Source organism: Streptomyces mayonensis, from assembly GCF_018982965.1.
Taxonomy (GTDB): domain Bacteria; phylum Actinomycetota; class Actinomycetes; order Streptomycetales; family Streptomycetaceae; genus Streptomyces; species Streptomyces mayonensis.
The window spans coordinates 1-24,988 of sequence record NZ_JACBYP010000121.1; the positions used below are offsets into that span (position 1 = coordinate 1).

At 71.9% G+C, this 24,988-nt stretch carries 20 protein-coding genes, 1 tRNA gene and 2 pseudogenes; 15 read left to right on the top strand and 8 right to left on the bottom strand.

Features of this window, described 5'->3' with window-relative positions:
* The 10 genes and pseudogenes from HZS56_RS31345 to HZS56_RS31390 form a co-directional block, all read left to right on the top strand.
* Positions 1 to 481: pseudogene (locus HZS56_RS31345) on the top strand (hypothetical protein); the annotation flags it as partial.
* A 119-nt stretch (positions 482 to 600) separates the two neighbouring features.
* Positions 601 to 1,023 carry a phage tail protein gene (locus HZS56_RS31350; RefSeq protein ID WP_216724193.1) on the top strand — a complete coding sequence of 141 codons (423 nt, stop codon included), beginning with the start codon at positions 601 to 603 and terminating at the stop codon, positions 1,021 to 1,023.
* Between the two features lie 31 nt (positions 1,024 to 1,054).
* The gene (locus HZS56_RS31355) at positions 1,055 to 1,774 is read left to right on the top strand and encodes a CIS tube protein (RefSeq protein ID WP_216724194.1); all 720 of its coding nucleotides are present in this window, start codon (positions 1,055 to 1,057) and stop codon (positions 1,772 to 1,774) included.
* The gene (locus HZS56_RS31360; RefSeq protein ID WP_216724195.1) at positions 1,774 to 3,711 is read left to right on the top strand and encodes a VgrG-related protein; all 1,938 of its coding nucleotides are present in this window, start codon (positions 1,774 to 1,776) and stop codon (positions 3,709 to 3,711) included. Before HZS56_RS31355 ends, HZS56_RS31360 begins: the two co-directional genes overlap by 1 nt.
* 31 nt (positions 3,712 to 3,742) lie before the next feature.
* Positions 3,743 to 4,222, top strand: coding sequence for a GPW/gp25 family protein (locus HZS56_RS31365; RefSeq protein WP_216724196.1), 480 nt, complete (start codon positions 3,743 to 3,745; stop codon positions 4,220 to 4,222).
* A complete protein-coding gene (locus tag HZS56_RS31370; protein ID WP_216724197.1) occupies positions 4,222 to 6,180 on the top strand; it encodes a putative baseplate assembly protein in 1,959 nt (652 codons plus the stop codon). The genes HZS56_RS31365 and HZS56_RS31370 overlap by 1 nt, the downstream gene beginning before the upstream one ends.
* Before the next feature lie 59 nt (positions 6,181 to 6,239).
* On the top strand, positions 6,240 to 6,749 hold the full coding sequence (locus HZS56_RS31375; protein WP_216724210.1) for a phage tail protein: 510 nt from the start codon (positions 6,240 to 6,242) through the stop codon (positions 6,747 to 6,749).
* Positions 6,746 to 8,299, top strand: coding sequence for a zinc ribbon domain-containing protein (locus tag HZS56_RS31380; protein WP_253915203.1), 1,554 nt, complete (start codon positions 6,746 to 6,748; stop codon positions 8,297 to 8,299). Before HZS56_RS31375 ends, HZS56_RS31380 begins: the two co-directional genes overlap by 4 nt.
* Before the next feature lie 104 nt (positions 8,300 to 8,403).
* The gene (locus HZS56_RS31385) at positions 8,404 to 10,065 is read left to right on the top strand and encodes an alpha/beta hydrolase (protein WP_216724198.1); all 1,662 of its coding nucleotides are present in this window, start codon (positions 8,404 to 8,406) and stop codon (positions 10,063 to 10,065) included.
* Between the two features lie 104 nt (positions 10,066 to 10,169).
* Positions 10,170 to 10,976, top strand: a complete 807-nt coding sequence (locus tag HZS56_RS31390; protein ID WP_216724199.1) for a putative protein N(5)-glutamine methyltransferase — start codon at positions 10,170 to 10,172, stop codon at positions 10,974 to 10,976.
* A 26-nt stretch (positions 10,977 to 11,002) separates the two neighbouring features.
* Here the strand turns inward: HZS56_RS31390 and HZS56_RS31395 are convergent.
* Positions 11,003 to 11,079 (bottom strand) — tRNA-Thr (locus HZS56_RS31395).
* A 219-nt stretch (positions 11,080 to 11,298) separates the two neighbouring features.
* Here HZS56_RS31395 and msiK point away from each other — a divergent pair.
* From msiK to HZS56_RS31410, 3 genes are all read left to right on the top strand, one after another.
* Positions 11,299 to 12,435: a diacetylchitobiose ABC transporter ATP-binding protein MsiK gene (msiK, locus tag HZS56_RS31400; RefSeq protein WP_216724200.1), complete on the top strand. Its 1,137-nt coding sequence runs from the start codon at positions 11,299 to 11,301 to the stop codon at positions 12,433 to 12,435.
* A 165-nt stretch (positions 12,436 to 12,600) separates the two neighbouring features.
* Positions 12,601 to 13,056: a hypothetical protein gene (locus HZS56_RS31405; protein ID WP_216724211.1), complete on the top strand. Its 456-nt coding sequence runs from the start codon at positions 12,601 to 12,603 to the stop codon at positions 13,054 to 13,056.
* 92 nt (positions 13,057 to 13,148) lie between these two features.
* Entirely contained in the window at positions 13,149 to 13,886 is a 738-nt protein-coding gene (locus tag HZS56_RS31410) for a nucleotidyltransferase family protein (protein WP_216724201.1), read from the top strand.
* Between the two features lie 37 nt (positions 13,887 to 13,923).
* On the opposite strand, the gene drmC is transcribed toward HZS56_RS31410, so the two are convergent.
* From drmC to drmA, 3 genes are read right to left on the bottom strand one after another with little or no spacing between them, the layout of a single operon-like run.
* On the bottom strand, positions 13,924 to 14,757 hold the full coding sequence (gene drmC, locus HZS56_RS39155; protein WP_374201231.1) for a DISARM system phospholipase D-like protein DrmC: 834 nt from the start codon (positions 14,755 to 14,757) through the stop codon (positions 13,924 to 13,926).
* Positions 14,754 to 16,610, bottom strand: coding sequence for an MrfA Zn-binding domain-containing protein (gene drmB, locus HZS56_RS31420; protein ID WP_216724203.1), 1,857 nt, complete (start codon positions 16,608 to 16,610; stop codon positions 14,754 to 14,756). Before drmB ends, drmC begins: the two co-directional genes overlap by 4 nt.
* Positions 16,607 to 20,218 carry a DISARM system helicase DrmA gene (gene drmA / locus HZS56_RS31425; RefSeq protein ID WP_216724204.1) on the bottom strand — a complete coding sequence of 1,204 codons (3,612 nt, stop codon included), beginning with the start codon at positions 20,216 to 20,218 and terminating at the stop codon, positions 16,607 to 16,609. Before drmA ends, drmB begins: the two co-directional genes overlap by 4 nt.
* A 337-nt stretch (positions 20,219 to 20,555) precedes the next feature.
* Between drmA and HZS56_RS31430 the strand changes: the two genes are divergently transcribed.
* Together HZS56_RS31430 and HZS56_RS31435 are read left to right on the top strand one after the other, a co-directional pair.
* Positions 20,556 to 21,074, top strand: a complete 519-nt coding sequence (locus tag HZS56_RS31430) for a DUF4365 domain-containing protein (RefSeq protein WP_216724205.1) — start codon at positions 20,556 to 20,558, stop codon at positions 21,072 to 21,074.
* The gene (locus HZS56_RS31435; protein WP_216724206.1) at positions 21,071 to 22,246 is read left to right on the top strand and encodes a hypothetical protein; all 1,176 of its coding nucleotides are present in this window, start codon (positions 21,071 to 21,073) and stop codon (positions 22,244 to 22,246) included. Before HZS56_RS31430 ends, HZS56_RS31435 begins: the two co-directional genes overlap by 4 nt.
* Before the next feature lie 77 nt (positions 22,247 to 22,323).
* Here HZS56_RS31435 and HZS56_RS31440 read toward each other — a convergent pair whose 3' ends face one another.
* The 4 genes and pseudogenes from HZS56_RS31440 to HZS56_RS31455 all read right to left on the bottom strand — a co-directional run.
* Positions 22,324 to 22,788 (bottom strand): type II toxin-antitoxin system VapC family toxin, encoded by a 465-nt coding sequence (locus tag HZS56_RS31440; protein ID WP_216724207.1) that lies wholly within the window; start codon positions 22,786 to 22,788, stop codon positions 22,324 to 22,326.
* On the bottom strand, positions 22,775 to 23,599 hold the full coding sequence (locus tag HZS56_RS31445) for a hypothetical protein (RefSeq protein ID WP_216724208.1): 825 nt from the start codon (positions 23,597 to 23,599) through the stop codon (positions 22,775 to 22,777). The genes HZS56_RS31440 and HZS56_RS31445 overlap by 14 nt, the downstream gene beginning before the upstream one ends.
* A gap of 233 nt (positions 23,600 to 23,832) precedes the next feature.
* The gene (locus HZS56_RS31450; protein ID WP_216724209.1) at positions 23,833 to 24,699 is read right to left on the bottom strand and encodes a hypothetical protein; all 867 of its coding nucleotides are present in this window, start codon (positions 24,697 to 24,699) and stop codon (positions 23,833 to 23,835) included.
* Between the two features lie 49 nt (positions 24,700 to 24,748).
* Positions 24,749 to 24,988: pseudogene (locus HZS56_RS31455) on the bottom strand (helix-turn-helix domain-containing protein); the annotation flags it as partial.

A 24,988-nucleotide genomic window follows, 5' to 3' on the forward strand; every position in this document is an offset into this window, starting at 1 on the left:
GCCCCCGCCCGCGGCACCCCACGCACCGCTCCCCGTACACACCCAGGCGGCCCCGGCCCAGCCGCCCGCAGCCACCGCGTCCGGCACGGCCGTCGACGCCGGGCCCGCGGTGCAGCGGGTGTTCGGCCGCGGCGGCCGCACCAGCGGTGCCATCAGCGCGCTCGCCTCCCAGGCGGCGGCCACCGTGACCAGCACCTTCCCCGGCCTCCGGTCGTCCTCGCCCCCGCAGACCCCGGCCGGGCCACCGCCGCCCCACGAGCCGCCGCCCCCGTACTCCGGCTCCGGCACGGCCTCCCAGGGGGGAGGCGACGCGCCACCGGAGTACACGGCGGTCCCGGCCGGCGGACTCGACCCGCGTGAGCTCACCGAGTTCCAGCTCGACCAACTGGTGCACCGGATCATCGGCCGCGTCACCCGTCTCGTCCGCACCGAACTGCGCATGGACCGCGAACGGATCGGCAGACTGCGCGACCCGCGCTGATCCGGGGCGCCGGCCCCCGCCGGACGGCGCCCCGCACCGGCCGGACCCACCCGCAGCAGCGCCCGTCCACCACCGCTCGCCGAGAGACCCGAGAGACCCGACAGAAAGGCCGACCCCCGATGACCCGCCAGGACCCGGGCTCCTCCATATGGTTCAGCCTCGCCATCGACGGCGAGAGCCTCGGTTACTTCAACGGGTGCGAAGGCCTGTCGACCCAGGTGGAGGTGGAGCAGCGCCAGGAGGGCGGCAACAACGGATTCGTCTGGCAACTGCCCACCCGCGTAACCTTCTCGAACATCCGCCTGACCCGTCCGCTGACGCCGGACACGGCGAAGGTCGCCAAGTGGATCTCCTCCGTGCAGACCGGCGTCAAGCGGCCCACCGCGCAGATCTCGGCCCTGCGTGCGGACGGTTCCCTGGTGGCCCGCTGGGGGCTGATCGACGTACTGCCCGTCAGCTGGCAGGGCCCCAGCCTCGACCCCGGCAACCTGTCGGTGGCCACCGAGGTCCTGGAGATCGCCCACCACGGGTTCACGGACTGACGGCGCCCGCACAGCAGAGAGGAAGACTCCCATGGCCAGCAGCAAGGGCGCCGGCAAGAGCCTCGTACGCGCCAACCTCGCCATCCACGAACCGCCCACCGGTGACTCGACGACACCCGGCGGACTGATCAAGAGGTTCCCCTTCGAGTTCAACCCCGCCCAGCTGTCGATCAGCCAGCGCACCCAGTGGGTGGCCACCCCCACGGCGGCCGTGCGCGAGGCGGCGAAACCGGAGTTCCAGGGCGCCGAGCCGCGGGAGATGACCCTGGAGATCTTCCTGGACTCCTCGATGAAGCCCGACGGCAACACCGTGATGAAGAAGGTCGAGTCGCTGCTGGTCTGCTGCGAGGTGACCGCCAAGAGCCTGGCCGCGAAGCAGCCGTCGCCGCCGTGGGTGGTGTTCGAGTGGGGTTCGTTCTCCACGGCCCGGTTCACGGCGTACGTGTCGTCCATCGAGACGCAGTACACGCTCTTCGGCACCACCGGCGTCCCCATCCGCGCCACCTGCCAGGTGGCGCTCGTGGAGATCCCCGGCCCCACCCAGGGCCAGAACCCGACCTCCGGCGCCCTCACCGCCCAGCGCGTGCACCGGGTCGTCGCGGGCGACTCGCTCCAGTCGCTGGCGTGGAGCGAGTACGGCAGCGCGAACGCGTGGCGCGTGATCGCCGAGGCCAACGGCATCGACGACCCGTCGCGCCTGCCGACCGGCATCGAGCTGATGCTGCCCGCCACCGAGGAGGTGCCTCGGTAATGGTCCGTATCGCCTTCTCCAGCGTCGTCGAGGTCAAGATCGGCGGCGCCAAGCTGCCCGACACCATCGCCTCGATGCTCACCGACGGCTGGGTCGACCAGGGCGTCAACGTGCCCGCCGCGTTCCGCCTCACCTTCCGCGACCCCTACCACCGCCTGCTCGGCAAGCTGAACGTGCAGTTCGGCACCAAGGTCGTCATCACACCCATCGCCGACGGGCACGGCAAGGGCAACCCGCTGCTGACCGGCGAGGTCACCGGCCTGGAGACCGACTTCGACGGCGCGGGCAGCTTCACCGTCATCCGCGGCTACGACCACGGGCACCGCCTGATGCGCCAGCGCCGGGTTGCCGCCTACCGCAACCAGAAGGCCTCCGACATCGCCCGCAAGCTGGTGGCCATGGACGGCGTCTCCATCGGCCGCATCCAGCCGACCAAGGGCACCTACACGTTCATCAGCCAGTCCAACGTCACCGACTGGGACTTCCTCTCCCGGCTCGCCGACGAGAACAAGATGATCATGTACCTGGACGCCAAGGGGAAGTTCCGGTTCGTCACGCCGAAACCGTCGGCCGGCGCGCCCTCCCCGAACACGGACGGCGACAAGAGCGCCTTCGTCCTCCAGGCCGGACACGACATCCTGCGGCTGCGGGCCGCCGTCACCGCCGCCGACCAGATCGGCAAGGTGGAGTCGCGCGGCTGGAACGTGACGACCAAGAAGAAGATCACCGAGGTCGCCCCGGCCACCACCGACCCCGGCATCAGCATCGGCTCGACCCCCGGCACGGCCGCGGGCAAGTTCAAGCCCGGCAAGCTCGTCGAGACCGCCAACCCCTACGACAAGCAGGACGAGGTCCAGAACGCCGCGAAGGCCCTCGCCTCCGACGTCACCTCCTCCTTCGCGGAGTTGGAGGTCGCCGTCCACGGCCACCCCGACCTGCGGCCCGGCGTCCCCGTCGCCCTCTCCGACGTGGGCAAGCCCTTCGAGGGCAAGTACACCGTCACCTCGGTACGCCACCACTTCGGCGACGGCGTCCCCTACCAGTCCTGGCTCACGGTCAGCGGCCGCCAGTGGCGCTCCCTGTACGGGCTGGCCTCGGGTGGCAACGGCGGCGCCGACCCCGCGAGCGCCTCGCGGCTGCCCAGCGTCGCCAACGCCATCGTCACCGACGTACAGGACCCCCTCAAGCAGGGCAGGGTCAAGCTGCAGTTCCCGTGGCTGGACGACACCTACGTCAGCGACTGGGCGCGCACCGTGCAGATGGGCGGCGTGGCGGGCGGCGGCATCTTCCCCATGGACGTCGGCGACGAGGTGCTGGTCGCCTTCGACCGCGGCGCGCTCGACCACCCGTTCGTGATCGGCGGCCTCTACAACGGCCGGGACGTGCCGACCAAGAGCGACGTGCCGCTGCACGACAGCCTGAAGAAGAAGGCCGCCCGGCACACCCTGTCCGACCGCACCGGCAACCGCGTCGACCTGCTCAGCCAGCGCACCGGGGGCCGCAAGCAGGGCGTCCGGATCGCCACCGGCAACGACCGGCTGACCATCAACCTCGACCGCACCAAGACCGAGATCACCGTCGACAGCAAGGGCACGGTCAGCATCACCGGCAGCCGCTCGGTGTCGGTGGAGGCGGGCACCGACCTGTCGCTCTCCGCCAAACGCTCCCTGACCATCAAGAGCGGCGGCCCGCTCACCGTCCAGAGCGGCGGCCTGATCAACGTGCGCAGCGCGGCCCAGATCGGGCTGAACGCGGGCGGCGCCCTGAACCTGACGGCGGGCGGTGCGGCGACCCTGACCGGCGGCGGCGCCACGAGCATCACCGGCGGGGGCACCCTGCAGCTCAACTCCACCACGACCAGGGTGACCGGGGCGACGTTCTCCGTCCTGACCGGCCAGTTCAACTTCGTCTTTCCCCCCAAGCCCGGCGCGTCATGAACCGTCTCCGAGGAAGGCAGGTGGCCCTCTGATGGCCGAACAGTTCGTCGGTTCCGGCTGGTCGTTCCCCCTGCGCATCGGGCCGACCGGCGGCATCGCCCTCGTCAGCGGCGAGCAGGAGGTGGAGGAGGCCATGCGGCTCGTCCTCGCCACCGCGCCGGGCGAGCGGCCGATGCGGCCCGAGTTCGGCTGCGCCATCCACGACCTGGTCTTCGCCCCGGTCAACGAGCAGACCGCCGGCCGCATCCAGCACGAGGTGTACGTCACCCTGGACCGCTGGGAGCCGCGCATCGAGGTCGAGGACGTCGAGGTCACCACCGGTGACGGGCAGAACGTCCTCTACATCGACGTGCGTTACTCGATCCGGGGCACCAACAACCCGCGCAGCCTGGTCTTCCCGTTCTACGTCATCCCCTCCCACGACGAGCCCGACCTCCCCGGCGGATCCGGCGGATCCGGCGGTCCTGCCGGGCCCGCCGGCCTCCCGGGCTCTCCCGAAAGCGACCGCTGATGCCCCTGCCCTCCCCGAACCTCGACGACCGCCGCTTCCAGCAGTTCGTCGACGACGCCAAGCGCTACATCCAGCAGCGCGCCCCGGAGTGGACCGACCACAACGTCTCCGACCCCGGCATCACGCTCGTCGAGACGCTCGCCCACATGGCGGACCAGATCGTCTACCGCCTCAACCGGGTCCCGGAGAAGAACCACCTCGCCTTCCTCGACCTGGTCGGCATCACCCTGTTCCCGCCCTCCGCGGCCCGTACGGACGTCACCTTCTGGCTGTCCGCGCCGCAGGAGGACGCGATCCTGGTCCCGGTCGGCAGCGAGGTCGCCACGCTGCGCACGGAACGCGACGAGGCCGTCGTCTTCGCCACCGAGCACGACCTGCGCGTCGTGCCGTGCACGCTGCGCCACCTGGTGACGCAGCAGCAGGGCGAGGCCGTCGCCGACCGCACCACGGACCTCGCCGAGAGCAAGGACGTGCTGTGCTTCGCCGAGGCCCCGTCCCCCGGCGACTGCATGCTCATCGGCCTCACCGCCGCCACTCCGCACTGCGCGCTCGCCCTCGAACTCGACAGCCGCGTCGACGGTGTCGGCGTCGACCCCCGCCAGCCGCCGCTGGTCTGGGAGGCCTGGACCGAGGACGGCTGGCAGCCCTGCGAGGTCGACCGCGACGGCACCGGTGGCCTCAACCGCCCCGGCGACATCGTGCTGCACATACCCGGCGGCCACGTCCTGTCCCGCAACGGCGGCAACGAGGCCGGCTGGATCCGCTGCCGGGTCACCGACCCGCTGCCCGGCCAGCCCTTCTACACCACCTCGCCGACCATCCGCTCCGCCGAGGCCTACACCATCGGCGGCACCACCGGCGCCGTCCACGCCGAGACCGTGTACGACGAGGCGCTCGGCGAGTCCACCGGCCTGCCCGGCCAGCGCCTCAGGCTGGAGCACGCGCCCGTCGTCGCCGACGACCCGCCCGTCCTCCTGCAGACCGCCGCCGGCGAGGGCTGGCAGGACTGGCAGGTCGTCCCGCACTTCTCGGGCTCCCACCCCGACGACCACCACATCACCCTGGACGCCGCCACCGGCGAGATCGCCTTCGGCCCCGCCGTCCGCGAGGCCGACGGCACCCTGCGCCAGTACGGCGCGGTCGCCCCCAAGGGCGCCGTCATCCGCGCCCGCCGCTACCGCACCGGCGGCGGGCGGGCCGGCAACGTGGCCCGCGGCGCCGTGCAGGTGCTGCGCACCTCCATCCCGTACGTCTCGGAGGTCGTCAACCGCGAGGCCGCCCGCGGCGGCGTCGACGGCGAGACCGTCGAGGAGGCGAAGCTGCGGGCCCCGATCACGCTGCGCGCCCAGGAACGCGCCGTCACCCTGCGCGACTACGAGGAGCTGGCCCGCCGCGCCGCCCCCGAGACGGCCCGCATCACCTGCCTGGAGGGCGAGGAGAACGAGTACGGCGCCCACGCGGTCCGCGTCCTCGTCGTCCCGCAGGCCGTCCCCGACCCCGGCGGCCGGCTGCGCTTCGAGCAACTCGTCCCCGGCGACGCCCTGCTGAGCCGCATCACCCGCCACCTCGACGAACGGCGCCTCATCGGCACCCGGCTGTCCGTCGGGCCGCCCTACTACCAGGGCGTCACCGTCGTCGCCACCGTCCACGCCTTCCGCGACGTCGACGCCGACCGCGTACGCCGCCAGACCCACGACGCGCTCTACCGCCACCTCGACCCGCTCACCGGCGGCGCCGACGGCAAGGGCTGGCGCTTCGGACGCCCCGTGCAGTCCGGCGAGGTCTTCGCGGTGCTCCAGCGGGTGCCCGGCGTCGAACTCGTCGACGAGGTCGTCCTGCACCCCGCCGACCCGCTCACCGGCAAGCGCGGCGACCCCACCGACCGCATCGACCTGGACGCGCCCGCGCTGGTCTTCTCCTTCGACCACCGGGTCCGCGTGATCGGGGACGGCGCGTGACGGCCACCTCGTACCGCGGCTCCGTCGACGGGCTGGGCTCCTCGCTGCCCATCGCCTCGATGCTGCCGGCCGTCTTCGCCGACGACGACCTCGCGCTGCGCTTCGTCGGCGGCCTCGACGACGTCATCGCGCCCATCCTGAACGTCCTGGACTGCCTGGACACCTACTTCGACCCCGCCCTGACCCCGGCCGACTTCGCGCAGTGGCTCGGCACCTGGGTCGGCGCGGAGACCGACGGCACCGAGCCCGAGCCCATGCTGCGCGCGGCCGTCGCAGCCGCGGCCCGGCTGCACCGGGTGCGGGGCACGCGGCAGGGCCTGTCCGAGGCCGTCCGGCTCGCCTTCGGCGTCGAGCCGGAGATCACCGAGAGCGGCGGCGCCGAATGGAACGCCCGCCCCCTCGGCCCCTTCCCCGGCAGACCCCGCCCGCAGCTGCACGTCGCCCTGCGGCTGCCCGACCCGAGACCGGTCGACACCCACCGCCTGGACTCCCTGGTCGCCGCCGCACGTCCCGCCCACATGCCCTACACGGTCGAAGTGACCGCCTCCGAAAGGACACCGGAGAGATGACCACGCAGAACTGCGCCGAGTGCGGGACCCCCGCGGAACCGGGCCAGTCCTTCTGCGACGCGTGCGGCGCCGTACTCAGCTGGGAACAGACCGGCGCCGCCCGTGCCGCGCAGCCCGCGGCGGCCCCGGCCGGCGGCGCCGCGGGCTCGGGGAAGGCCGCGGCCCGCACCGCCGGTTCCGCCACCACCGCCGCGGACCGTGCCGCCGACCACCGGGCCGACGGCATGGAGGACAACCCGACACTGCGCCAGCCGAACCGCCCGCAGGCCGGCGCACAGCCCCCGAGCGGCGCGCAGCCCCCGGGCGGCGGTACGCAGTTCCCGAGCAGCGCCCAGCCCCCGGGCGGCCCGCAGCAGCCCGCAAGCGGCCCGCAGCTCCCGGGCGGCGCACAGCCCTCGGGCGGCGCGCAGTTCCCCGGCGGCACCGGCGCACCGGCCGCCGCGTCCTACGACGCGGGAGGCCACGGCACGGGAGGCCACGGCGCGGGAGGCCACGGGGACGCCGCCGGGTGGTCACCGGCCGGCGCGGGCACGGCGGCAGACGCCGGGCACGCGGGCGCCGGGACGGCGGGAGCACCGCCCGCCGCCCGCACCCCGGACACCGACGAGACGGCCCCGGTCCCCGGCGCCCCGAACGCGCTCACCGACACCATGTCCGACCGCGCCCGCTCCCTCCTCGTCCCCGTCGCGGACCCCGAGCCCCCGGCCGCCGCGCCGCCCCCGACCGTCGCCCCGGTGCTGCCCGGCCGCCCCGACGCCGACCGCCCGCAGGTCCGCGCCCCCGGCCACCAGCCGGACATCGCCAACGGCCCGCCGTGCCCGTGGTGCTCCACCCCCAACCGGCCCGACCGCCACTACTGCGCCCGCTGCGCGATGCCCCTGGTGGCGAGCGGCGACCAGGCCAACGTGCGCCTGCCCTGGTGGCGCCGCCTCTTCGGCGGCCGGCGCCGCGAGACACCGTGGGCGGGCGACCGTCCCCGCCTGCGCCGCGTCTTCGACCGCATCGGCACCTGGATCACCGCCGCCGTCGTGATCACCCTGGGCATCCTCGGCTTCGTGTACATCCCCGACGGCTACCACGCCACCCGCGACCACTTCGCCAAGCGTGCCCCGGTCTACCCGGACGCCTTCAAGGCCTCGCACTCCTACGCCGGTCACAAGCCGGAGCTGATCAGTGACCGGCTCAGCAACACCTGGTGGGGTCCGGGCATCTCGCAGTCCGGCCGGGGCGAGTGGATCGAGGTCAGCTTCACCGAGCCGACCCGCCTCCTGGACCTGATCATCACGCCCGGCGTCTCCACCCGCGCCCAGAAGCTGCAGGAGTCCGCGCTCCCGCACCGCGTCAAGGCCACGATCACCATGAAGGACGGTTCGACCAAGACCCGGGACATCACCCTGGACCAGGGCGCGGGCGGCCAGCGGCGCGCCTTCCGCGTCGGCGAGGTCACCAAGGTCCGCTTCACCATCGAGTCGGCCCACGCGGCGTCCGCGAACAAGCAGGTGGCCATCGCGGAGATCGAGTTCTTCGGCCCCTCCAGCGCCAACCGCTGACGGCCCCGACCGGGTGGGGCCGCGGACGGAGCGGTTCGTCCCCGTCCCCACCCGATCGGACGCCACACCATGCGCCCTCCGCCGGGCCGCCCGAGGCTGAGGCCATGCCTACAGCACGCGCGATATCCAGCGCCGTCCTGCTGTCCACGGCCGCCCTGCTCGCCTCCTCCCTGACGGCCTGCGCGCCGGCGGCCCGGGACGGCGACCGGCGCGGGAACGGCGGCACGGCGACCGACGAACAGGCCCTGACGGCGCTCCGCGACCAGCGCCCCGACTGGCGGGACTGCCCCGCCCCCGCGCCCGTCCAGGGCGGCGGCGAGGCCCCCCGGGCGCTCCCGGACGGCACCGCCTGGCAATGCGCCACCCTGCGCGCCCCGTTGGACTGGAACAAGCCCGCCGGCAAGTCCCTGGACCTCGCGCTGATCCGGGCCCGCTCCAGCGGCGACGCGGACGACCGCATCGGCTCGCTGCTCTTCAACTTCGGCGGCCCCGGCGGCTCCGGCGTCGCCACCCTGCCCGGCCTCGCCGCCGACTACGAGAAGCTCCGCTCCCGCTACGACCTGGTCAGCTTCGACCCGCGCGGCGTCGGCAACAGCAGGGCCGTACGCTGCACCGACCCCGACCTCCCCGACGACTCCGAGGTCGACGACACCCCCGACGACGGCACCGACGAGCTGAAGGCGCTGGTCGCCTTCAACCGGGCCACGGCCGCCGCGTGCGAGAAGAACTCCGGCGACGTCCTGCCCCACGTCGGCACCACGCAGGCCGCCCGGGACATGGACCTGATCCGGCAGGTCCTCGGCGACGAGAAGCTGCACTACTTCGGGATCTCCTACGGCACCGAACTCGGCGGCGTCTACGCCCACCTGTTCCCGCAGCGCGTCGGCCGGGCGGTCCTCGACGGCGTGGTCGACCCGACCCACGACACGATGGAGGAGGCCCTCGCCCAGGCCGGCGGCTTCCAGCTCGCCTTCGAGCACTTCGCCGCCTGGTGCGCCGAGCAGGGCTGCGCGCTGGGCGCCGGCGCCGAGCGGATCGTGGCCGCCACCGTCGCCCTGCAGGCCGCCCTCGACGACACCCCGCTCCCCGTCCCGGACGGCGACGCGGTGGACGGCGACGCACTCGTCGACGCCGTCACCGGCGCGCTCTACCGACAGGACTACTGGCCCACGCTCCGTGTCGCCCTGGAGGCGGCGGCCGACGGCAACGGCGAGGTCCTCCAGGACCTCGCCGAAGCCCTGGGCCAGCGCGGCAGGGGCGGCGACCCCGACAACCCCCACGACCCCGAAGACCCCGACGACTCGGACGCCGTGGAGGAGAGCAACGAGGAGGACGCCTTCCGCGCCATCACCTGCGACGACTCCAGCGACCGCTACACCGTGGCGGACGTCCGCTCCCGCCTGCCCGAGTTCCTCGAGGCCTCGCCGCTCTTCGGACCCGGCCTGGCGTGGAGCGCCCTCTCCTGCGACGGCTGGCCCGTGCCGGGCGCGGCCCACCACCCCGAGGTGAGCGCACCGGGCGCGCCGCCGGTCCTCCTGGTCGGCAACACCGGCGACCCCGCCACCCCCTACGAGGGCGCGGCCCGCATGGCGGAGCGGCTCGGCAAGGGCGTGGGCTTCGAGCTGACCTACGAGGGCGAGGGCCACGGCGCCTACGACAGCGGCAACGACTGCGTCCGGTCCGCCGTCAACGCGTACCTGCTCGACGGGAAGCTCCCGGCCCGCGGCGCGACCTGCGAGGCGGAGCCGCTGCCGGAGGGCAAGTAGGACAAGCACACCCCTTGTTAGGCTGGCCGCCCCCTCCTCCCCTCCCGCGCCCGTGAGCCGACGGGTCCGCGCGTCGGGGGCGGCGCACCTCCCGGAAGGCTCCGATGTCACCCACGCCCACCCCCGCCGACGATGTGCTGGCACACACGGTGGCCGTACTGCGGGGCGCGGGATGCGTGTTCGCCGAGGAGGAGGCGCGGCTGCTCCTCGACGCCGCCGCGGCACCCGGCGACCTGGACCGGCTCGTGCGCCGCCGGGTCGACGGCGAGCCGCTCGAGGTGGTCCTCGGCTGGGCCGAGTTCTGCGGCCTGCGGATCCGGGTGGAGCCCGGGGTGTTCGTCCCGCGCCGGCGCACCCGGTTCCTGGTCGACGCCGCGGTGGAGCTGGCCGCCGGCCGGCCGGGCGCCGTGGTCGTGGACCTGTGCTGCGGCACCGGGGCGATCGGCGCCGCCGTCGCCGCGCGGGCCCCCGGGATCGAGCTGTCGTGCGCCGACGTCGACCCGGCCGCGGTGCGCTGCGCCCGGCGCAACGTCGGCCCGGACGCCCGCGTGTACGAGGGCGACCTCTACGACGCGCTGCCGGACGCGCTGCGCGGCCGCGTGGACGTCCTGGTCGTCAACGCCCCGTACGTGCCGACGGACGAGATCGCGATGATGCCGCCCGAGGCCCGCGACCACGAACCGCGGCACGCGCTCGACGGCGGCGGCGACGGTGTCGAGGTGCACCGGCGGGTCGCGGCCGGCGCACGGGCGTGGCTGGCGCCGGGCGGCAGCCTGCTGATCGAGACCAGCGAGGAGCAGGCACCGCTCACCGCGCAGGCGATGAAGAACCACGGCCTGGCCGCGCAGGTCGCGACGAACGACGAGATGTACTCCACGATCGTCACCGGCACCCGTACGAACCACTGGTGACGCGCTGGAGCCCCTGTGGTTGCTGCTGGAGCCCCCTGTCGGATTCGAACCGACGACCTTCGCTTTACAAGAGCGGCGCTCTGACCAGCTGAGCTAAGGAGGCGCGCTCGCGCGACTGCGCGCGCGGCCCGACCACTCTACACAGAGCCGGTGAACGACGGGATTCGAAAATTTCGGCGAAGTTCACAGGTCCACAGGTACTGACAGATCAGGTGAACGCCAGGTACCGTCCTGCCAGCTTCACCTGTGTGGACTACACCACACCACCTTCCTACAACGGATCGTCCGGCACGTTCCTGCCGGTAGAAGGGGGCCCATCACCATGGCCACAGTTACGTTCGACAAGGCGACCCGCGTCTACCCGGGTTCCACGAAGCCCGCCGTCGACGGTCTCGACATCGCGATCGAGGACGGCGAGTTCCTCGTCCTGGTCGGTCCCTCCGGTTGTGGCAAGTCCACCTCGCTCCGGATGCTCGCGGGGCTCGAGGACGTCAACGGCGGCGCCATCCGCATCGGTGACCGCGACGTCACCCACCTGCCGCCGAAGGACCGGGACATCGCCATGGTGTTCCAGAACTACGCGCTGTACCCGCACATGACGGTCGCCGACAACATGGGCTTCGCCCTCAAGATCGCGGGCGTCAACAAGGCGGAGATCCGGCAGAAGGTCGAGGAGGCCGCGAAGATCCTCGACCTCACCGAGTACCTGGACCGCAAGCCGAAGGCCCTCTCCGGCGGTCAGCGCCAGCGTGTCGCGATGGGCCGCGCGATCGTGCGTGAGCCGCAGGTGTTCCTCATGGACGAGCCGCTGTCCAACCTGGACGCCAAGCTCCGCGTCTCCACCCGTACGCAGATCGCCTCGCTCCAGCGCCGCCTGGGCATCACCACCGTCTACGTCACCCACGACCAGGTCGAGGCCATGACGATGGGTGACCGCGTGGCGGTCCTCAAGGACGGTCTGCTCCAGCAGGTCGACACCCCGCGCAACATGTACGACAAGCCCGCCAACCTCTTCGTCGCCGGCTTCATCGGCTCCCCGGCCATGAACCTGGTCGAGGTCCCGATCACCGACGGCGGCGTGAAGTTCGGCAACAGCGTCGTCCCGGTCAACCGCGACGCCCTGAAGGCCGCCTCCGACAAGGGCGACACCACGGTCACCGTCGGCGTCCGCCCGGAGCACTTCGACGTGGTGGAGCTGAACGGCGGCGAGGCCAAGACCCTGTCGAAGGACTCCGCGGACGCCCCCGCGGGCCTCGCGGTCTCGGTGAACGTCGTCGAGGAGACCGGCGCCGACGGCTACATCTACGGCACGGTCGAGGTCGGCGACGAGACGAAGGACCTCGTGGTCCGCGTCAGCAGCCGCGCGGTGCCGGAGAAGGGCGCGACCGTCCACGTCGTGCCGCGCGCGGGCGAGAGCCACGTCTTCTCCACCTCCACGGGCGAGCGCCTCACCGACTGAGCCCCGGCTGACCGAACGAAGAGCCCCGCAGCCTGCTGCGGGGCTCTTCGGCTTGTCGACCGTCAACCCCCTACCCACTCCAAACCCACTCTTCATCCCCCGTAAGGGTGACTAAATGTCGCCAAATCATCACCGGGCGCTACCCTCACTCGCGTGAAGCACTCCGTGAAGCACTCCGCCACCCGACAGACGCGACGCGGCCGGGGCCCCGCCCGCCGGATCGGCCGCTCTCTCGCCTTCGTCCTGCCCGTCGTCCTGGTGCTCTCCGGGACACTCGCGGTCACCCGGGTCGACTGGTCCGGCGACCCGGCGGACTCGATGCTCGCCGCGTCGGAAGCGTCCTCGTCCAAGGCCGCCACGAAGGCCGCCGCCCGCGCACCGCACGAGGTGCTGCGCGACCGGCTGCTGACCGAGCTGCAGGAGAAGGACCCGGGCGTCGCCCTGACCCACCTCCAGCAGGCGGTGAACGAACGCCCGTCGCTCGCCGACCACTGCGCGACCATCGCCCGCGCCCTCGGCCGCGCCGCGGTGAAGGTCTACGGCCCGAAGCGCGCCCAGTCCTACTCCCGGCCCGTCTGCGACACCGCCTTCGCCTCGGGCGTCCTGGCCGCCCACGGCTAGGGGGTGCCGACGGCACGGTCGCCGAAGAAGCCGAAGAGAAGCCGCCGAGAGGCAGCCGAGAGAGCCCGCGGGGCGCCGCGTAAGGTTCGGGCATGACCGATCCGCACGCCGCGTCCCGCCACCCCGTCCAAGCCGTCGTCCTGGCCGGCGGACAGGGTTCCCGGCTGCGCCCGTACACCGACGACCGGCCCAAGCCGATGGTCGAGATCCCCGGCACGGGCACGCCGATCATCGGCCACCAGCTCGCCTGGCTCGCCGAGGAGGGCGTGACGGACGTGGTGATCTCCTGCGGCCACCTGGCAGAGGTCCTGCAGGACTGGCTGGCTGCGGCCGACCTCCCCCTCTCCGCCACCACCGTCGTCGAGCCCGAGCCCCTGGGCCGCGGCGGCGGCCTGCGGTACGCCGCCGCACACCTCCCCCACCCCGACCGGCCCTGGTACGCCACCAACGGCGACATCTGGACCCGTTTCTCGCTGCGCGACATGGCCGACTTCCACGCCGAGCGCGACGCCGTCGCCACCCTCGCCCTGGCCCGCCCGCGACTGCCGTGGGGCGCCGTGCAGACCGACGGCTTCGGCCACATCACCGACTTCATAGAGGCACCGCCGTCGACCTTCGAGATCAACGCCGGCGTGTACGTCTTCTCGTCCGCCTTCGCCGCGATGCTCCCGGAACGCGGCGACCACGAGCGCACCACGTTCCCCCGCCTGGCCCGAGAACGCCGCCTGGCCGGCTTCCCCCTCCCCCAGGGCTCCTACTGGCGCGCCATCGACACCGCAAAGGACCTGACAGAGGCAGCCCGCGAACTGGCGGCCCTGCCGGGCCGCTGAGGGGCTCGGAGCTGCCCCGGGAAGGGTTTTCTTCCAGTCAAAGGGCCCGGCGCATGAGACCACTCCGAGGCGCGATGAGCCACCTGAAATGGTCGACCAGCGGTCCGACAACACCGGGATCTCGGAGAACCACCCCCACTTCCACATTCTCCGTCAGCCCACGATCAGTCAGGTTCGCACTGCCCAACAGAGCGGTATGACGGTCAGCTGCCACGACCTTGGCGTGCAGTACCCCTGTGGAAGTGGTCCGGTGCCATATCCGCACGTCGGGCCCGAGAGCGGCGAAGGCGGCCGCGGCATGGGTGGTCTCTTCCAGCAGAAGGTCGACCTGCACGCCCCGGTCGACCGCGGCGGCTATCTCCCCGACCACGTCTCCCGCACCATGAGCGGCGTAGCTGGCGATGAGGAGAGAAGCCGAGGCACAACGGATGACGTCCAGTGCCACTCCGCTGGTCAGTCGCGCAGGCGTGGCCGCGCTGACGGGTCCGCTCACGACCGGCAGGGCGGGAAGCGGGCGCGGCGCCGCACGGGCAGTGCGGAGCGCCAGTACGAGACCCACACCGGGCAGTCCGGGCGACTCCGAACGCCACACGCCGACCAGGGCCCTCAAACGCTCGGCGGCACCCGCTGCAGTCTGAGAGGCGGCGAAGCGCCCCAGAACCGGGTCCTCCGGGCCGTCCGCCCGCTCCAGCGCCTCTTCCCACTCGGCGAGACGGTCCTCCGGCAGTCGGTCGCACAACGCCGCCAAGAGCCCGGGAAGACGGTACTCCGGAGCGGGACCGCGAGCCGCCGGGACGTACGCTCGGCGTTCCTCGTCGCAGGCCCGTGGCTCGTGGTGTCCGCCGCCCAGCGAGCCGGGGCTGCCGGTCACGGCCGGAACGCGCAGGAGTCACCGGCCAGCGTCTCCACGAGCAGGGCCCGGTCCAGGAAGTGATTGCCCCGTTCGCAGGAGGTCTCCGCGGCGAACAGGCAGGCGTGACAGGCGGCACCGTGCAGCCGGGAGTGGACCAGCGGGTCGTGTTCGGCGCACATCGGATCGGAGCTGCAGAGCCTGGCCTCTTCCAACGCCTGGTCGACGGCGGGCCCCAAGCGCTCACTGCGTCCCAGCGACACGAGACCGCCCAGCGTGCCCTCGCTGTCCGGTGCCGCCGTGTACAGCAGAATCCCGGACATGGGATCGGGGCCGGAACGGGCGTAGACGCGCTCCGCTATGCCGGACGCGCCATAGCCGCATTCAAGGGCGAACTGCCGGATGAGCACGTGCGCCAGGGTGTGCAGCAGGACGTACCGGATGCCGGGCCAGCGGGGTTCCACCCGGCGCGCCAGGCACCAGTTCAGGTGGGCCCTCTTCAGCACTTCCTCGCGGGCGAGCACGGCTTCCTCGCGCTCCCACTCCGCGATGCGCTGTTCGCCGAGGGCCAGGAAGACTCCCTCACCTCGGAGTTCGGCGCAGGGGACCCACGTGGCATCGGTCCGGCCGAGCGGCGCTCCCGCAGGGGTCTGGACGGAATCGTCGGGCAGCCATTCGGGGGCCTCGATCCGGGTGAAGCCGGTCAGGGCCGACACCTCGCGCAACCGGTGCACCAGAACGACGCTGTCCAGCCAGTCGGCCGTGCCGTCCGGAAGCAGGCGCTCTCGTACGGTGGTGAAGTCCGGAAGGCTGTGGTCACGAGGATGGGTGAACGCACGCCACTCGGGCGTGGTGAGGTCGTCCTCTTCCTCCTCGTCGGCCTGGCCGCCCGCCACCGTCCGGGCTTCTCTGGTGATCGCGGTCCACACCGCGTCGGTCCCGTACTGCTCCAGTTCGGGCCAGCATGCCTGGGTGGGCAGCAGCATCTTGGCCGCGTCGGGGGGGACCGCGGCCAGGGGCGACAACAGGTGCCAGTGTTCCCGGACCGCCTGCGGGAGAGGCTCCTCGGCTCGGGGGATGCTGAAGACGCGCAGTTGTGAGGCGAACCAGCTGTTGGTGGCGCCGAGGGCCATGGTGCGGGCATGCTTGGGGCAGGCTTCCGTGGCGAAGGTGCCCAGGTGCGGATGGTGGCCGCGGCAGGCGGGCAGGTTGCGCTCGCCCGCCTGGCCGAGGGCGTCCGCCATCGAGCGGACCTTTCCGCAGGTGCAGCGGACGAAGACGTTGGCCGCCTCGCCGGTGGTGCCCGACTCGGTGAGCGTCAGTGTGCCGTCCGCGCAGGGTTCGGCCCCGCTGTGGACGAAGTAGACCCAGGGGAAGTCGTCCATGTGGCCGTCCTTGCAGGCGACCAGGAAGCGGGCGGGCAGGGCGGTGGGCCGGCCCTTTCCGCCTCCTCCGCAGTTGGCGTGGACGTACTTCGTCTTCTCGGGCCGGTAGAGGTTGGGCTTGAGCTGGAAGAGGCCGCTGGAGGCCGGGGCAAGCTGGTTGCAGCGTTCTCGCGAGCACCGCAGCCAGCGCGGGAACAGCCCGACCGGCACCCCCACCCGGGTCCAGTCGCCGTACGGGTCGGAAGGGTCTTCCGGCAGATGGGGCGGGGTGCGCAGGGCGGCGACCTGACCGCCGAGGCGACGACGTACGGCGGCCAGCAGCCGGTCCTCGGTGAGGACACGAGCGCGGACCGGGTCCCAGTTGTCCAGGCCCAGGACCATGGTGGACAGGTTGGGGAGGTCGGTGACGGCCCCGATGCCGTACGTGTGCAGCAGTTGGCTGGGACGCAGCTCGCCGACGCGGAGCGCTGGGGAAGCCGGGCTGGTCATGCGTTCTCCCAGGGGTCCTGGTCGCTGCCGGGGGCGTGGTCGTCGGGGTCGCCCTGCGGGCGGGGCGCGTACGCCGGCTCGTCACCGTCGGCGCCCGGCTCGCCCGAGAAGATCAGCCGGATCGGGGGCTCCACCTCCCGCAGCGACGTGGGGCAGGTCATGAGCCGCCAGGGGCCACTGTCGGGCTCCAGCAGCAAGGGCGCCACATCGCCCTGGCGCCGGGCGGCCCGGTATCCGAGTACGGCCCCCGGCGCGCGTCGCTTCTGCTCCCAGTAGTCGAGTCGGGTGTCGAGCCGGGCGCGGATCTCCTCCATCACATGGCGGTCGTCCGTGACGTCCCGGGCTCGCAGTTCGAGGGAGCGGAGAGCGTGGCTGACCACTTCACCGCGCCGGTCCACGTACTGCGCGCCGCGGTTGGCGTTGTAGTCGGGCTTGAGATTGCGAACCAGGGAGGCCAGGACTCCGGTCAGGCCGCGGTCGACGGCCCGGTCGGCGAACGGCGTCACGGACAGCGCCTCGACGTGCTGGTACAGGGCCGCGTGGAAGGACTCGAAGGTCTCGTAGTGCGACAGGTCACGGGGCCGGGCCCAGTTGAGGACCGTGAGGACGAGCCCTGGTGCACGACGGCCGACACGGCTGGTGGCCTGGATGTACTCGGCGGTCGACTTGGGCTGGTTGTTGACCACCATCACGCCGAGGCGCGAGACGTCCACTCCGACAGCGATCATGTTGGTGGCGAGAAGCACGTCGATGGGCCGGGGCGACCCCTTGGGTCGCCGGCCGAAATCGATGTCGAGCTTTTCCAGGATGTCCGGGATGGCATCGGAGGCCATCCGGCTGGTCAGCTCGGCAGGTTCGCCGATCCGCCGCACGGCGAGGCCCCGCCGGTCGGCCCGCAGCAGCCTGGCCGACACGTCGTCCTCGACCAGTCGCCGCATGCCACCGAGGTCGCGCAGACTGTTGAAGTAGCCGACCAGGGTCATGTACGGATCGGTCAGCTCACTCGCCCCGTACGTCTCGTACAAGCGTTGAGCTGCCGCCAGTTGGGCGACGAAGACGCGGATGGCGACGGATTTGGTGCGTACCCCCTGCGCGCAGATGCCGACGTACCGGCGGCCCGGCGTCTCGGCGGTGCGTCGGCGCCGGGCGAAGAAGGTGTCGTCGGCGCTCAGTCCGGACGGCGGGAATACGGCGGTGCGGCGGGCGAAGAGGTCGTTGATCTGCCGGTCGGCGCGGCGCACGGTGGCCGTGGACGCGATCACCTTGGGACGCACGCTGTGACCGGGCTCCGGCTCCCAGGTGGAGAGCCGGTCCACGGCCGTCTCGTACAGCCCGGTGAGCGACCCCAGCGGGCCGGAGATGAGGTGCAGCTCGTCCTGGACGATGAGGTCCGGCGGGCGGACGCGGCCGGTGTCGATGGTGGACGCAGCGGGGTGGTCGCCGGCCGTGGGGTGGCTGGAGGACTCCCAGTCCGCGTCCACGGCGGACGGTGTCACGTAGCCGTGTCGGGTGCAGCGCCGGGACACCTGCCCGAACAGGGCCTGGGTGTCACCCTTCCACGGCAGCTGCGCGAACTTGTCGACCGTGGCGATGACCAGGCTGGGCGGGAAACGGTAGATCTCCTCGTCGACGACGAGGACGGGCAGACCCACCTCCTGGGCGGGAAGCCCGAACGCACTCGCGCCGAAGGGGCACTCGAAGGCGTCGGGGCAGGTGACGAAGGTACGGCGCAAGGTGGTGTCGACGCCGATGTCACGTCCGGCCTCCATCTTGGAGCCGCACCAGGGACAGCTGGTGAGCTGGTGCGGGGATCCCATCCGGCCGAATCCGCCGAACCCCTTGTCCCTCTTGCGTTCCTTGGCCCAGTCGTCCGCCTGGTCGGTGGTGTTGGGGGTGACCCGGCCCCCCACCCACAGACCGATCCGGAACGGGTTGTGCCCCCAGTGGTCGGGAGCCTCGCGGCGAATCACCTCACACGCGCAGATCAGCGCGGTGGCACGCTGGAACTGCTGGATGGTGAGCAGCCGCAACGTGTACCGCATGATCACCGCGACCCCGTGCTCGGCGTCCAGCCCGCCCAGGTGCGGCTTGCGCCGCCGGACGGCCAGAGTGAAAGCCGTGAGCCCCAGATAGGCCTCGGTCTTGCCACCACCGGTGGGAAACCAGAGCAGATCGGCGAGCGCGCCCCGGTCGTCCGCCCGCTCCGGATGGGCGGGATCGGCGAGGGCGGGCAGGTTGAGCAGCAGGAACGCCAGCTGGAAGGGGCGCCAACTACGGTTCTTCGGCAGGTCGACCCGCTCCACCGCCTCCTGGAGCGACTGTGCCGGATCGCGCCGCCGCTCCCCCGCGGCGATGGTGTGCACCCGCTGTTGCCACATGGCCCGGTTGGCGAACCGGAAGGCGTCGAGTGCCTCGGGGTCGTCCCGCAGCAGGTCGATGCCGTCCTGGATGCGGTCGGCGGCGCCCTGCGCCCGCCGCATGTTCTCCCGCGCCTCGCCCCCGTAGTCGGCGAGCCCGGAGCCCGGGTCGTCCACGGACGCCAGCTGCCGGTCGATCCACGACCGGTACCCCTGGACGAGTGGCAGCAGCGCGGCCCGCAGCGGCTCGAGCTCCAGCTCGCTCAGCTCCCGCATGTCCAGGACGAGATCGGCCAGCTCCGGCAGATCGTGGTCACGCTCGTCGATGTGCGGGTTGGGCACGTCGGTGTGCGGGACCTCGTACGTCGGCGTGGCTGTGGTCGAGACGCGGACCGCCCGCCGGGCGTCATCGGGCGCCTGCACGGCGTGCACACCGATCCCGTGCCCGACGGCGAACTCGGGATGGAAGCGGTACGTCATGGCCAGGGAACGCCGCTCGTCGGCGTCGCCGCCCGCCGGTTCCACCGCGCGGCGGGGCAGGAAGGCCGCGGTGCCGGGCGGGCCCGCGACCGTCATCGACGCCTGGAACATCCAGTGGGCGCAACCGGGCCGGTCCTCCTGCCCGTTGACGAGGAACAGCGAGACCAGCCACGACCCCTCGTGCCGCCGGGCCCGCCCCCGTACGACGATGTGCGGGAAGTCCTTGGCGTGCACCGGCTGCGCCGCCAGCTTCCCCTCGACCAGCTTCACCGTGACCCGGCCCGCGCAGGGCACTCGGTGGTAGACCCTCTGCGGATTGCCTTCGATCTTGGACTCGCCCCGCTCGTACCGCGCCCAGACACAATCGACGGCCACCTCCGGGACACCGTCCTCAAGACGGACCGTCATGCCCAGGGTGGACGGGTGCAGGCTGGGCACGTTGGGCGCGGACGGTTCCGGATCACCGGCCTCTGCTTCCTGATCGGGCATCATGCCGGGCTCGTCGAGGGTGTCGGGCGCGACCTCCTTGCCCACCGGCCTGACGGTGCCGTCGCCCTCGTCCCGCACGCCGCCGGGTGCCAGGCGCCCGACGATGTAGTGATCCAGGGGGTTGCCGGTCAGCTCCTCCGCTTCGTCCCCCTCCGGTCCCAGGAGGTCGCGTACGACGAGCGCGGCGAGCTTGTCGCGCAGCTGCTGCGGCGTGGGCGCGGCCAGCACCGCGTCGGCGGAGTCCGGCCCGGAGCCGGCAGCGTCGATGAATTCCTGGGTCACGGGCACAGATTAAGTCGCGGCACTGACATTCGGCAGCGAATTGGACGGGGAACGAACCGGGCCGGACGGTCGACAACCAGCCGCCGCAGAACACTTCCGGCCGAAACGTGATCACTGGCATTGGCAATGAATGTGACGCTCATTACTCTGAGTCCTCCGAAGAGTTACGTGGTGCGTACGGCGTGGGGGCGGTGCGGAGCGTGGAAGGCACGCGGGGGGACGGATGACAGAGGGCAGAACGGGCGGGGTTCCCCACCAGGCGCCGCAAGGGACGTACGGCGTACCGCTCGGCTCCGTTCCACCACCGCAGCACGGGCCGGACACGGGGTGGGCGAAGTTGTCCCCGGACTTCGGCGACAACCGCCACAGGGGCCACTTCGGTGAGCAGTTCGTCCGGATGCTGGCCGTGGCGGCCAACCTCGACGCCGCCCAGCGCGACCGTGACCGAGTCGGCGTGGACTGGCAGCTGGGGCATGCCGGCCGCCCGGGCCGCCGACGGTATCCGGTCATCGAAGCGCAAGTGAAGTGCACCTCGTCGCCCGAACTGCACCACGACCACATCGCTTTCGACATGAAGGCGCAGCACTACAACGAGTTGGCCGGCCGGGACTACGACATTCCCCGCTTCCTGTTCCTGGTCCTGGCCCCGGCGGACCCGCTCACCTGGTCCGACGTCTCTCCCGAGCGGCTGCTGTTGCGCGAGGCCGCCTACTGGACCTGCCTGCACGACCAGGAGCTCGTCGGGGCGGGGACGACCGCACGCAGGGTCCACGTCCCACGCACCAATCTGTTGACCGCCGCCACACTGCACGACCTGTTCTCGCCGTACTACCGGGAGATGGTGGGGGTGTCGTGAACGTGATCACGGATGCGGAGTTCGAGGAGGCCCGGACGCTCGGCCCGGACACGCTCAGGCGCTACCTGAGCGGCAAGGGCTGGCGGGCGGATCGCGAGCTCTCCGGCACGGAGTTGTGGGAGCGGTACGTCGAGACCGAGCCCGACCAGCCCTACGAGGTGCTGGTGCCGGCCGAGCGGCGCAGGGACTACCCGGGCCGCGTCGCCGACATCCTGGAAACCCTCGCGCTGGTGGAAGCGCGCCCTCCGGCGGACATCCTCCGGGAAATGCGACTCCCGCCGTCGGACTGGCAGTTCCTGCGCCTGGTGCCTCCAGGCCCTTCGGGGACGGCCCCGCTCCTCGACCTGGTCTCGGCTCTCAGCGGCCTGCGGGAGCTGCACACAGCCGCCGCTTCATCGGCGCTCACTCCGCAGCGGGTGCAGCCGGGCCAGAAACCGCAGGCGGTGAAGGACCATGTGGCAGCGGTGCGCCTGGACCAAACCCGCGTCGGCAGTTACGTCGTCGCGGCGCACACTCCCCTGCCGCCCGCGCCCGATCCGGCACCGTGGCCCTCGCTCTTCGACGACGACGCCTTCTCGGACGGCCCGGGCTCGCGACGACCCGAACCTTTCCCCCGCACGGTCTCCCGCACCCTCTTCGCCGGCGTGACCTGCGCCCACGCCGCGGCTGAGGAGACGCTGCGGCGCGACTCCCTGGCCGACTTCGCGTCGTACGCCGACGCGGGCCTGTCCGCCAACCTTTGCGAGGCCCTGGTGAAGATCGCGGGCGAGGAACGGCGCCGCTTCTCCCTCTCCTTCGCCTGGTCCTCCGACGTCCGCATGGAGCAGGCCTCGCCGCCGGTGGAACTCACTCGCGCCCACCTGGAGGTGCTGGAGGTGGGCGCCAAGGACCTGAGAGAGAAATGGGGACGGGAGCCGGAGGCAATTCTCCATGGTGTGGTCACCCGGCTCAGCGGACAAGGCAACCGCGAGGCAACGGTCTACGGCACGCTGCTCCACGAGGACGACGCACGTACGCGCAGTGTCCGGGTCGATCTACGGCCGGAGGACGTGGACAAGGCGACGCGGGCCTGGCGCCACGGCCTGGAGGTGGCGGTGAAGGGTGACCTGGGGCCCTACGGGACCGGCTTGCGCATGCGACAGGTACTCGGGTTCGCCGTCCGGGAGGGGTGAGGGGCGGGGGTGAGGCGGTCCAGCACGCCACGCGCCTGGCAGCCGCAACCATGGCTCCGTGCCTGTCCCGCAACCGTTCAGCCGATGTCGGAGGTCGGAAAGATGCCTTCGCCGCCGAACTCGAAGGGCATGCTCAACAACACCCCCTTGTACACATCCCCCGGGGAGAAGTCCCGGAAGTTGCGGGTCATAAAGACCTCGGCTCCTGCGAAACAGGCGCACGCCAGGTGGACCGCGTCCGCGCCCTTGATCTTCGGGCGGTCCGCGGTGATGTCGTTGGCGAGGAGTCCGACGCGCCGGGTCACGTCGATCAGGGTGATGTACGGCTCCTGGAGCAGTGTCCGGATGCGTAGCCGGTACTCGCTCGCGTTGGTGCCGCGCGCCTCTGCGAAGGTGAGCGTGGAGGTGAAGAGCCGGACGTGTCCGGCGCGACCGGCCCGGAGCATGCTTTCCGCCTCGCGGACGCCATGCGTCCCCTGCGCCCAGTCGACGAAGCAGTTGGTGTCCAGGTAGACCGACTCGGGGCGGTCAGGTGTCCCCACGAAGGGCCTCCACGTACTCCACGGCGTCCTGGCCGCCGGTCATGTCGGGCCAGAACCCGCCCCGCAGATCGTCGTCGGACAGCTGGGGCTGCGTCGGCAGGAGCTCGATGTCACGCGCGCGCATCCACATGCTCTGCCCCTGAGCGTTCTCGGTGATCTCACCGGTGATCTCCACGCGGTCGCGCCGCCACGCCCGACGCAGCTCGGGATCGAGGTCGTCCCCGAAGTACACGGGGATCACCTCTCCTCCGACCTCCGTGCGCAGCAAGGCCCGGGGCCGCCGCTGTTTGCCGCCCTCATGCAGCCCGCTGAGGCGTCCCCTGCGAGAACCGAATGCGTGATGGCGGCTCTTCGTCGCGGACGCCAGATGCAGCGCGGTCCGCTGGGTGATCACCGCAGTACGCAGGGGCTCTCCGTCTCCCCGCACCTCGAGGACCATGCCGACATCCGGCGACGCGCCGAGCGACTTGGCGACTCGGCGCCCGAGATTCGCGGCCCGCAGTGTCCAACCGGTGGGGATGCGGGCAGTGGACTCGGCCTCGTGCAGCCCGCCGACCGCACTGCGGGCCACGCGTTCGACCACGTCGTAGGTCGAGTGCTCGGCGATCCGCAGTGGTTCCAGGGTGCAGGCGACGCTGCCGAGTCGTAGTTCGTTGAACGTCCAGCGTGTTCCGTTCCCGCTCGGCCGCGCCGTCTCGGTGGCCTCCAGTTCACGCAGGAGGGTCAGCATGGTGGTGAGGGCCTGGAGCGATTCCTGCGCGTCCATGCCGGCGTGCGGGCCGAGCAGCCTCAGCGCGAGTTCGATCCTCATGATGTCCCTCCTTCCACGGTCACGGTTCCCGGCGTCACAGTATGCGAAGCCCGCCACCATGCTCGGCGCGTTCCGGGAAGCTGTCACCCGCACGAGGCCGTCGCTGGAGGCGGGACCCGTGGATGGAGCCTTTTCGAAGCGGGCAGTGAACGACACGACTCTCCTCCGACGGCCGAGACGACAGGACCCTGCGTTGATGTGACTCGCCACGGTGACGTGCTTCGGGCAGTCGGTCATCCGTCTTCGTCGAAGATCTCTTCCGTGGTGGACGCGGTGACGGCGCGGAGCAGCCAGCGGAGCAGGGTTTCGGGGTCCTGGCAGTCGGCGACCTCTTTACGGGTGATCTCCGAGAGGACAAGACCCCGCTCTCCCAGGAGAAGCAGGAGATGCTCCGTGCGGAACTTCGTGATGCGCTCGACCCGGTCCTTCTCGCGTTCCCGGTCCAGGATGATCGCGCTCACGAAATGCTTCCAGATGATCCCGGTCGGGTGCGTGTGGAGACCCTGGGCCGTCAGGGCGATGAGTGGGTTGGCGTCGATGTCGGGGAGGTCCCGCAAGACCGTGGACAGCGTGTCCAGCGCAGACCCGATTCCTTGTGCGGACGGATGCATGACGGCCGACAGCGCGGTGAGGGTCGGGTCGGCCCGGATTTTTTCGGGGTCGGTGATCAGCGGCAGGTCGGCAGGTCCCGCGACGAAGGGGTGGAGGGTGAGCGCGGGCGGCTGAACGGGTCCACTGGCCACGGGCTGTGCGGCCCAACGTGCTGTGTCCTGGTCGGGGCACACGATCAGCAGGGCCGTGGGCAACCGGTACTCGGCCCACAGATATGCGGCGTGGTGTGCCCAGTGCGCGGGCCGTCGGTGATCCCGCCGGTCCTGTGCCTCGATCAACAGAAGGAAGCTCTCCTGCCCCGCCGTCTCGCACTGGAGCAGTGTGTTCCCCCGACAGGCGAGAGAACCCCAGTTGCCGGTGCCCGAGAAGAGCACAGTCGCTTTGGTGATGTCGGGAACGGCGATCCCGAGCAGCGGCGCTACGCGGGCGAACAGGCCGGGATCGTGCCGGAAGAGGCGGTGCATGGATTCGGCGGGTGAGTCGGACATGGTGGCCTCGGGTCTTTGAAGGTGGTGGACGAGGGCCGGGACCTGGGTCTCAGACGGCGGACCCGGCTGCCCGGCAGCCGCGGCAGCGGTCCTCGGCCCCGACAGCGCGGAAGCCGCGGTCGCAGCCGTCGCAGTTGCGTACGGCGTAGCGGGGTGGTGGCGGACCGGCCGGGGCGGCTCCGAACGGTGGCGGGGGTGGCAGCTGCGCGGTGAGTCGGTGGGCGAGCAGGGCTGCGGGGCGGCGCAAGGGGGCGTCGGGGAGGTCGCTGGTGAGGGCGTGGCGTACGGC